This is a genomic window from Nocardia sp. NPDC060220 (assembly GCF_042727815.1).
Classification (GTDB): Bacteria; Actinomycetota; Actinomycetes; order Mycobacteriales; family Mycobacteriaceae; genus Nocardia.
In genome coordinates this window covers 1-8,442 of the sequence record NZ_JBHWZY010000243.1, presented here as the reverse complement: position 1 = coordinate 8,442, position 8,442 = coordinate 1, and the positions used below count along the sequence as shown (strand labels likewise).

Annotated in this window: 9 protein-coding genes and 1 pseudogene; 7 read left to right on the top strand and 3 right to left on the bottom strand. The window is 66.8% G+C overall.

All coding sequences use genetic code 11. The annotated features are described in order from the left end of the window. Positions 1 to 368: pseudogene (locus ACFWF3_RS15020) on the top strand (LytR family transcriptional regulator); the annotation flags it as partial. Here the strand turns inward: ACFWF3_RS15020 and ACFWF3_RS15015 are convergent. Together ACFWF3_RS15015 and rpsT are read right to left on the bottom strand one after the other, a co-directional pair. Continuing rightward, positions 369 to 623, bottom strand: a complete 255-nt coding sequence (locus tag ACFWF3_RS15015) for a hypothetical protein (RefSeq protein ID WP_378637424.1) — start codon at positions 621 to 623, stop codon at positions 369 to 371. A 110-nt stretch (positions 624 to 733) separates the two neighbouring features. Next, on the bottom strand, positions 734 to 994 hold the full coding sequence (gene rpsT, locus ACFWF3_RS15010; RefSeq protein ID WP_056821462.1) for a 30S ribosomal protein S20: 261 nt from the start codon (positions 992 to 994) through the stop codon (positions 734 to 736). A 310-nt stretch (positions 995 to 1,304) separates the two neighbouring features. Here rpsT and ACFWF3_RS15005 point away from each other — a divergent pair, with 310 nt between their 5' ends. From ACFWF3_RS15005 to ACFWF3_RS14990, 4 genes are all read left to right on the top strand, one after another. Further along, entirely contained in the window at positions 1,305 to 2,930 is a 1,626-nt protein-coding gene (locus ACFWF3_RS15005; protein ID WP_378994041.1) for a circularly permuted type 2 ATP-grasp protein, read from the top strand. 4 nt (positions 2,931 to 2,934) lie between these two features. Then, complete coding sequence (locus ACFWF3_RS15000) at positions 2,935 to 3,912, top strand: alpha-E domain-containing protein (protein ID WP_101463949.1); 978 nt, start codon at positions 2,935 to 2,937, stop codon at positions 3,910 to 3,912. Further along, the gene (locus tag ACFWF3_RS14995; protein WP_378637428.1) at positions 3,909 to 4,751 is read left to right on the top strand and encodes a transglutaminase domain-containing protein; all 843 of its coding nucleotides are present in this window, start codon (positions 3,909 to 3,911) and stop codon (positions 4,749 to 4,751) included. The genes ACFWF3_RS15000 and ACFWF3_RS14995 overlap by 4 nt, the downstream gene beginning before the upstream one ends. A gap of 66 nt (positions 4,752 to 4,817) precedes the next feature. Further along, positions 4,818 to 5,594 (top strand): aquaporin, encoded by a 777-nt coding sequence (locus ACFWF3_RS14990; protein ID WP_379314116.1) that lies wholly within the window; start codon positions 4,818 to 4,820, stop codon positions 5,592 to 5,594. A gap of 55 nt (positions 5,595 to 5,649) precedes the next feature. Here the strand turns inward: ACFWF3_RS14990 and ACFWF3_RS14985 are convergent, their stop codons facing one another. Continuing rightward, on the bottom strand, positions 5,650 to 6,201 hold the full coding sequence (locus ACFWF3_RS14985; RefSeq protein WP_101463946.1) for a type II toxin-antitoxin system PemK/MazF family toxin: 552 nt from the start codon (positions 6,199 to 6,201) through the stop codon (positions 5,650 to 5,652). A gap of 114 nt (positions 6,202 to 6,315) precedes the next feature. On the opposite strand from ACFWF3_RS14985, the gene lepA reads away from it, so the two are divergent. After that, a complete protein-coding gene (gene lepA / locus ACFWF3_RS14980; protein ID WP_379314115.1) occupies positions 6,316 to 8,181 on the top strand; it encodes a translation elongation factor 4 in 1,866 nt (621 codons plus the stop codon). Between the two features lie 48 nt (positions 8,182 to 8,229). After that, positions 8,230 to 8,442 (top strand): hypothetical protein (locus tag ACFWF3_RS14975; protein ID WP_379314114.1); only part of this gene is annotated, 213 nt, incomplete at its 3' end.

Here is an 8,442-nt window from a genome sequence, read left to right as displayed (position 1 = left end):
ATATCGTGCTGTCGGACGGCTGGAACATGACCGAATTCGTCCGCACCCTGGGCGCCGCCGACGATCCCGAGGTCGAGTTCCGCACCTTGCCGGTGCTGCGCTACGACGTGATCAACGGCCAGGACGTGAACATCGTCGACCGGTCGGCGATCCGCCGCGAGATGGCCGCGGCCTTCGGTATGCCGGTCCCGGCCTCCACCACGGCCAGGCGCACCGGACAACGCACCGAACCGCCTGCCGCCTGGTCGTCGGAGTCGACAGCGGGCGCTTGGCAGACCAGCACGACCACGTCGGCGCCACAGACTCCCGACGCGGGCAGGCCGGTCCGCAGCGACATCACCTCGGGTCAGGTGCCCTGCGTGAACTGACTACTCGCCGGCGACGACCAGCGAGACGTCCACATCCTCGTCGTCGTCGAGGTCGTCGTAGCGTCCCTCCCACTCGTCGTAGAGGGGAACCTCGTCCTCACGGGTGACGATCCACGCGGCGCCGTAGCCACCGTCCTCGTCGGGCACCATCACATTTTCGACCTTGAGACCGATGCCCAGGATCTCCGCCGCGCGGATCACCTCGGCCAGGTCATCGCCTCGTACCACCGTCTGATTCGCGTACACCGTCAGCATGGCGCGAATGGTAGCCGGTGGAAGGGAACGACAAAAGCCGCCGTGGTCATCGAGGCCACGGCGGCTGCGTCTTGCGAAGTATTGCCAGCGAGCACCAGGCTCGCCGTCGATCAGATCTTGTTCAGAGCCAGCGCGAGCGCGGACTTCTTGTTGGCCGCCTGGTTGGCGTGGATGACGCCCTTGGACGCGGCCTTGTCGAGCTTGCGGCTCGCGAACTGCAGCTGCTCAGCAGCCTTTTCCTTGTCACCGCTGGAGGCAGCTTCACGGAAGTTGCGGATCGCGGTGCGCAGCGCGGACTTGACCGACTGGTTACGCTTGCGCGCTTCCTCGTTGGTACGGATCCGCTTCATCTGGGACTTGATGTTGGCCACGCCTGTATCCTCTGGTTTCCTGTCGCTGGGTGGTATTCCTTGAAAGCTCGTCGGGCGCGCGCCCACGATGCAGCAGATGGTGCTGAACTACGGGTAACACCGCGCCGAAGATCGAGGTTACCAGCTCGGCATCCCCCGGCGAAATCGGCCCTCGATCCACTCGGCCGGGCGAGCGGGCGCCGATTTCACCCGTTTCAGGTGATGCAAAGAATTTACCTGTGTCACACACGACCCTGCCGCCGGGTGATGCACAGTTTTTGTCATGACCTCCACCACTGCGCCGAGTACGGCTCGATCTGCATCACCGGCGATGGTGAGAACGAACGGCCATCCGGCAGCCACCCACACCGGATTGTTCGAGGGATATGGCCCCGGCCGCTTCGCCGACGCGTTCGACGAGATGTTCGACGCATCGGGGAAGGTACGGGCGCCCTACAAGGGCATCCACGCCGCGATGGCCGCCAATGATGTCGATGACCTGGCCAAACGATCGGACGCGCTGGACCGTGCGTTCATCGACCAGGGCATCACCTTCTCGCTGTCGGGCCAGGAGCGCCCGTTCCCGCTGGATCTGGTGCCGCGGGTGATCGCCGCCGCGGAGTGGGCCAAGCTCGAACGCGGCATCAAACAGCGGGTGACCGCGATGGAACTGTTCCTGGCCGACGTCTACGGCGAGCAGAACATCCTGCGTGATCAGGTGATCCCGAAGCGTCTGGTCACCTCGTGCGAGCACTTCCACCGCGAGGCCGCCGGGCTGGTCCCGCCCAACGGCGTGCGCATCCACGTCTCGGGCATCGACCTGGTCCGCGACGAAAAGGGCGACTTCCGGGTGCTGGAGGACAATCTGCGCTCGCCGTCGGGGGTGTCCTATGTGATGGAGAACCGGCGCACGATGGCCCGGGTCTTCCCCGACCTGTTCTCCTCGCACCGGGTGCGCGCGGTGGGCGACTATCCGGGCCACCTGCTGCGCGCGCTGCGGGCCTCCGCGGCGCCCAACGAGGTCGACCCGACCGTGGTGGTGCTCACGCCGGGCGTGCACAACTCCGCCTACTTCGAGCATTCGCTGCTGGCCCGGCAGATGGGTGTGGAGCTGGTGGAAGGTCGCGACCTGTTCTGCCGCGACAATGTCGTCTACATGCGCACGACGGCGGGGGAGCGTCAGGTCGACGTGATCTACCGGCGCATCGACGACACCTTCCTCGACCCGATGCACTTCCGCCCCGATTCCGTGCTCGGCGTCGCCGGCGTGCTCAACGCCGCTCGCGCGGGCAATGTGGTGATCTCGAGCGCGGTGGGCAACGGTGTCGGCGACGACAAGCTCATCTACACCTACGTGCCCAAGATCATCGAGTACTACCTCGGCGAGAAGCCGATCCTGCCCAATGTCGACACCTTCCGCTGCTGGCTGGACGACGAACGCGAGGAGGTGCTCGACCGGGTCGGCGAACTGGTGGTCAAACCGGTCGAGGGTTCCGGTGGCTACGGCATCGTGATCGGGCCCGACGCCTCGCCGCGCGAGCTGGAGACGATCAAGCGCAAGATCAAGGCCGACCCGCGTGGCTGGATCGCCCAGCCGGTGGTGCAGCTCTCGACGGTGCCGACCAAGATCGGTGACGATCTCGCGCCCCGGCACGTGGACCTGCGCCCGTTCGCGGTCAACGACGGGGACGACATCTGGGTGCTGCCCGGCGGTCTCACCCGGGTCGCGCTGCCGGAGGGCTCACTGGTGGTGAACTCGAGTCAGGGCGGCGGCAGCAAGGACACCTGGGTGCTGGCCGGGCGCTCGGGGACCGAAGACCGGGAACTGGCCGGACCTGAACTCGTCAGCGAACCGCCGCAAGCGGATTCGTTCGAGCTGGGTCGCGAACTCAGCACCCCGCAGGCCAATCAGCAACAGCAGCAACAGCAGCAGACACAGCGGTTGATCGGGGAATAGAGACATGCTTGCTCGAAACGCCGAATCCCTCTACTGGATCGGCCGATACGTCGAGCGCGCCGACGACACAGCGCGCATCCTGGACGTGGCAGTACACCAACTGCTCGAAGACGCCACCGTCGACGCGGACCGCACGTCTCGCGTGCTGCTGAAGGTGCTCGGGATCGAACCACCCGAGGGCCTTCGCCTCGACGTGTGGTCGGTCACCGATCTCGTCGCCTACAGCCACGACCACGGCGTCTCGATCAGTGACTCCATCACCAAAGCCCGCGAGAACGCCCGCGGCGCACGCGAAGTCACCTCGAGTGAGATGTGGGAGTGCCTCAATGCCACCTACAACGGCATGGCCGCGGCGGAGCGGGCGGCGCGTGGCCTCGGTCCGCACGAGTTCTTCTCCTACATCAAGGGCAGGGCGGCGATGTTCACCGGACTGACCGACTCGACCCTGAGTCGTGACGACGGCTACCGCTTCCTGCTGCTCGGGCGTTCCATCGAACGCGTGGACATGATGGTGCGCCTGCTGCTCTCGCGCGCCGGTGACAAGACCTCCTCGCCCGCCTGGGTGACGGTGCTGCGCTCGGCGGGTGCGCACGACACCTACCTGCGCACCCATCGCGGCGCCCTCGACGCGGCCAGAGTCGCCGAGTTCATCCTGATCGACCGCCTGTTCCCGCGTTCGGTGTTCCACACGCTGCGCGTCGCCGAGGCCTGCCTGACCGAGCTGGATCAGCGGCCGGGCAGTCGCGTCGGCGCGCGGCACGAGGCGCAACGGGTGCTCGGACGCGCGCGCAGCGAACTCGAGTTCCTGCCGCCGGGAGTGTTGTTGGAAGATCTGCAGAGCCGCCTGCTCGCCCTGCAGAAATCGTGCCGTGAGCTCAGTGAAGCCGTGTCACGCCAGTACTTCCATGCCGCCCCGTGGGTGGCGTGGACCGACGTGCGCAGCAAGCAGGACAGCCGCGTGCAGGTAGAGGGAGAGCTATGAGTTGGCGGATCAGGGTGGTGCACACCACCGGTTATGTCTACGACGCGCCCGTGACGCGCTCGTTCAACGAGGCCAGGCTCACCCCGCGCGCCGACAGCAGGCAGAACGTGATCCTCAATCGCGTCGAAACCGTGCCCGCCACCAGGGCTTATCGCTACACCGACTACTGGGGCACCGCCGTCACGGCCTTCGACCTGCACGCACCGCACACCGAACTCGAGGTGACCGGGTCCTCGGTGGTCGAGACCGAACCGTTCGCCGAACCCACCGAGGAACTGAGCTGGGACGAACTGCAGGGCGGGCGGGTCGTCGACCGGTTCGACGAAATGCTCAGTCCCACCGCCTATGTGCCGCGCGATCGCAAACTGTCGACGGTGGCGCGTCAGCTCTCGCGCGGTGAGGAGCCGGCCAAGGCGGTGGTGCGCGCGGCCGAGTGGGTGCACAAGGAGATGGACTACATCGCGGGCACGACCTCGGTGCACACCTCGGCGCTGCAGGCCTTCGCCGAGCGTCGCGGCGTATGCCAGGACTACGCCCACCTGACACTGGTGTTGTTGCGCAGCATGGGAATTCCCAGTCGCTACGTGTCCGGGTACCTGCATCCGAAGCCGGGTGCGGCGATCGGCGAAACGGTGGCGGGCCAGTCGCACGCGTGGATCGAGGCGTGGACCGGGCAGTGGTGGGGCTACGACCCGACCAACAATCTCGCCGTCAACGAGCAGCACGTGTCGGTCGGCGTCGGTCGTGACTACGCCGATGTGCCGCCGTTGAAAGGCGTGTTCTCCGGCGGCGGCTCGACAGACCTGGAGGTCGTTGTGGAGGTCACCCGGCTCGCGTAGTGTCCGAGAGGCTCGTGCGGACCCCGCTCGCCGCGGGGTTTATTCCTCCCGGAGAGGTGGCGGCCGATGTCTCCCACTGCACAGGAACTCGTCGAAATCGAAGTCGTCCCGGAGCCGAAGAAGTGGGTGGCCGAGGCGCTCGGCACCTTCGTCCTCGTGGTCTGTGGCGTCGGCACGATGGTGCTGGCGGGTGATCGGGTGGGCCCGCTCGGTGTCGCCTTCGCCTTCGGACTGTCGCTGCTGTTCCTGGTCTACGCGATCGGGCCGATCTCGGGCTGCCATGTCAACCCGGCTGTCACGCTCGGGCACATGTTGCTCGGGCGGATCAGTGCGATCGGCGCGGTCGGCTATGTGATCGCCCAGGTGGTCGGCGCGTTCCTCGCCGGACTGGTGGTGTTCGCGTTGGCCAACAATCTGCCCGCCTACGACCGGCCGGTCGACGGTCTCGGCGCCAACGGCTGGGGTGCGCACAGCCCGTCGGCGGTGACCGGTCCGCTCGGTGATGTGGTGGTGCAGAACGGGTACGGCTTGGCGGCCACCATCATCATCGAGGTGATGCTCACCGCGTTGCTGGTGTTCGTGGTGCTGGCCTCGACCGATCAGATCTCCGACGTGCCACTGGCCGGGCTCTCGATCGGCGTCACGCTCACGGTGATCTACCTGGTCTCGCTGCCGATCGACAACACCTCGGTGAACCCGGCGCGCAGCCTGGGCGTCGCGCCGTATCAGGACGGGGCGATGGGGCAGATATGGGCGTTCATCGTGTTCCCGCTGATCGGCGGGGCGCTGGGCGCACTGCTCTACGGCCTGATCTTCGGCCGGTCCAAGGACGTGCACTCCTAGCTACGAACCGTCGAACCCCGAGCCGGATGTCTCCGGTTCGGGGTTCGATTGTCGTTCAGCTCCAGCTGTATTCGGCTACCAACCGGTGCGCGACCAGATCGAAGGTCTTGCGCTCGACGATCGCGCCCTCGCGCCGGATGCCGTCCTCCGGCACGTCGAGTACCCGGTCCAGCCGTACCCAGCTCGGCCTGCCGTCGTGATCCCATGGGCCGGTGCCGATGCCCACCCAGTTGTGGTCGTGGGCGCGGTCGGCCTTCGACGACAGCATCAGTCCGAGCAGAGTCTTGCGGTCGCGCCCGACCACCAGCACGGGCCGGTCCTTGCCATTGGTCGGGTCTTCCTCGAACGGCACCCAGGTCCACACGATCTCCCCGGGGTCGGCGCGCCCGTCGAGCTGCGGGCAGTAGACGATCTGGCGGGCGCGATGCGCCGTCGGCACGGGGGTCGAGGCCGTCGGGCGCACCGCGACGGCGGGTCCCGGCTTGGTCGCCAGTGCGTCCACCAGCTTCTCGAGCAGTCGTGGCCCCTGCTTGCGCACGATTTTGGGCCCCTGCTCCTTGGCGATGACGCCGAGCTGCTTGCCGAGACTGTTCCAACTGCTGGCCATCTGTGAAATATAACGCCGACTCGCACTTCGGTGCACCGGTGACAGGGCCCGGGCTCGCAGGAATGACGCGGTCGGGTGCACCGGTGCGAGTGGAGTAGCTGGGCGCATGGGACGATGGGCGCAGTTCGCCTATACCCCGCGAGGAGTGGAGTGGCTTCCAGTTTTGCCGATACGACGTTCACCGATCCGTCCCGGATCCGGAACTTCTGCATCATCGCCCACATCGACCATGGCAAGTCGACCCTGGCCGATCGGATGTTGCAGCTGACCGGTGTGGTCGAGGAGCGGGCCATGCGTGCCCAGTACCTGGACAGGATGGACATCGAGCGTGAGCGCGGCATCACGATCAAGGCGCAGAACGTGCGGTTGCCGTGGCAGGTCGACGGCACCGACTACGTCCTGCACCTGATCGACACCCCGGGCCACGTCGACTTCACCTACGAGGTCTCGCGCGCGCTCGAGGCCTGTGAGGGCGCGATCCTGCTGGTCGACGCCGCCCAGGGCATCGAGGCGCAGACTCTCGCGAACCTGTATCTGGCGCTGGAGAAGGATCTCACGATCATTCCGGTGCTCAACAAGATCGACCTGCCCGCCGCGGATCCCGATCGCTACGCCGCCGAGCTGGCCCACATCGTCGGCTGCGAGCCGGGCGACGTGCTGCGGGTCTCGGGCAAGACCGGTGTCGGCGTGACCGAGCTGCTGGACAAGGTGATCGAGGCCGTCCCCGCTCCGGTGGGCGACGCCGACGCACCGGCCCGCGCGATGATCTTCGACTCGGTCTACGACACCTACCGGGGTGTGGTCACCTACATCCGCGTGGTCGACGGCAAGATCTCCCCACGCGAGAAGATCAAGATGATGTCGACCGGCGCGACCCACGAGCTGCTGGAAGTCGGCATCGTCTCGCCCGAACCCAAGCCCACCCAGGGGCTGGGCGTCGGCGAGGTCGGCTATCTGATCACCGGCGTGAAGGACGTGCGCCAGTCGAAGGTCGGCGATACCGTCACCAGCGCCCGCAACGGCGCCACCGAAGCACTCACCGGCTACCGCGAGCCGCGACCGATGGTCTACTCCGGTCTGTACCCGGTCGACGGCTCCGACTATCCGGATCTGCGTGACGCGCTGGACAAGCTGCAGCTCAACGATGCCGCGCTCACCTACGAGCCGGAGACCTCGGTGGCGCTGGGCTTCGGCTTCCGCTGTGGCTTCCTCGGTCTGCTGCACATGGAGATCACCCGCGAGCGGTTGCAGCGCGAGTTCGGTCTCGAGCTCATCTCCACCGCACCCAACGTGGTGTACCGGGTGGAGATGGAGGACGGCACCGAACACGTTGTCACCAACCCGTCGTACTGGCCGGAGGGCAAGTCGCGGCACGTGTACGAACCCATCGTGAAGTGCACCGTCATCTCGCCGAGTGAGTTCATCGGCTCGATCATGGAGCTGTGCCAGCAGCGTCGCGGCGAACTGGGCGGCATGGACTACCTGTCCGAGACCCGCGTCGAGCTGCGCTACACCATGCCGATGGCCGAGATCATCTTCGATTTCTTCGACCTGCTGAAGTCGCGCACTCGCGGCTACGCCAGCCTCGACTACGAAGAGGCGGGCGAGCAGGAAGCCGATCTGGTGAAGGTCGACATCCTGCTCCAGGGTGAGGCCGTCGACGCGTTCAGCGCGATCGTGCACCGCGATGCCGCGCAGGGCTACGGGCACAAGATGACGACCAAGCTGCGCGAACTGATCCCGCGTCAGCAGTTCGAGGTGCCGATCCAGGCCGCGATCGGCGCGAAGATCATTGCCCGCGAGAACATTCGGGCGATCCGCAAGGACGTCCTCGCCAAGTGCTACGGCGGCGACATCAGCCGCAAGCGCAAGCTCCTCGAGAAGCAGAAGGATCGGAGGCGAGCTGCCGAAAGCCAGCGCGCCCGCCGTCGGCGGGCCCCGCACCACGGCCGAATGAGGTGTGTTCGATATCCCCACTAGGTCGTTGGTCCCCAGGACACCGCCGCAGCCACCACCCCAGGGGGACCGATGACCTCGTCCGTCACACAGGAACAGCCGCCGGGACGGCCGGCCGGAGCGCCGCAGGACGCCGTGCCGGAGGAAGCTGGTGTTCGAGAGGAGGAGTTCCTCTACCGGGACGCGTCGCGGCTCCAGGCCGGTTCGCTGCTGACCACCCGGACGATGGCGCGGCGCCTGCCGGCGCTCGTCCTGCGCTCGCTGCGGCTGGCCTGGGGCGTGGAC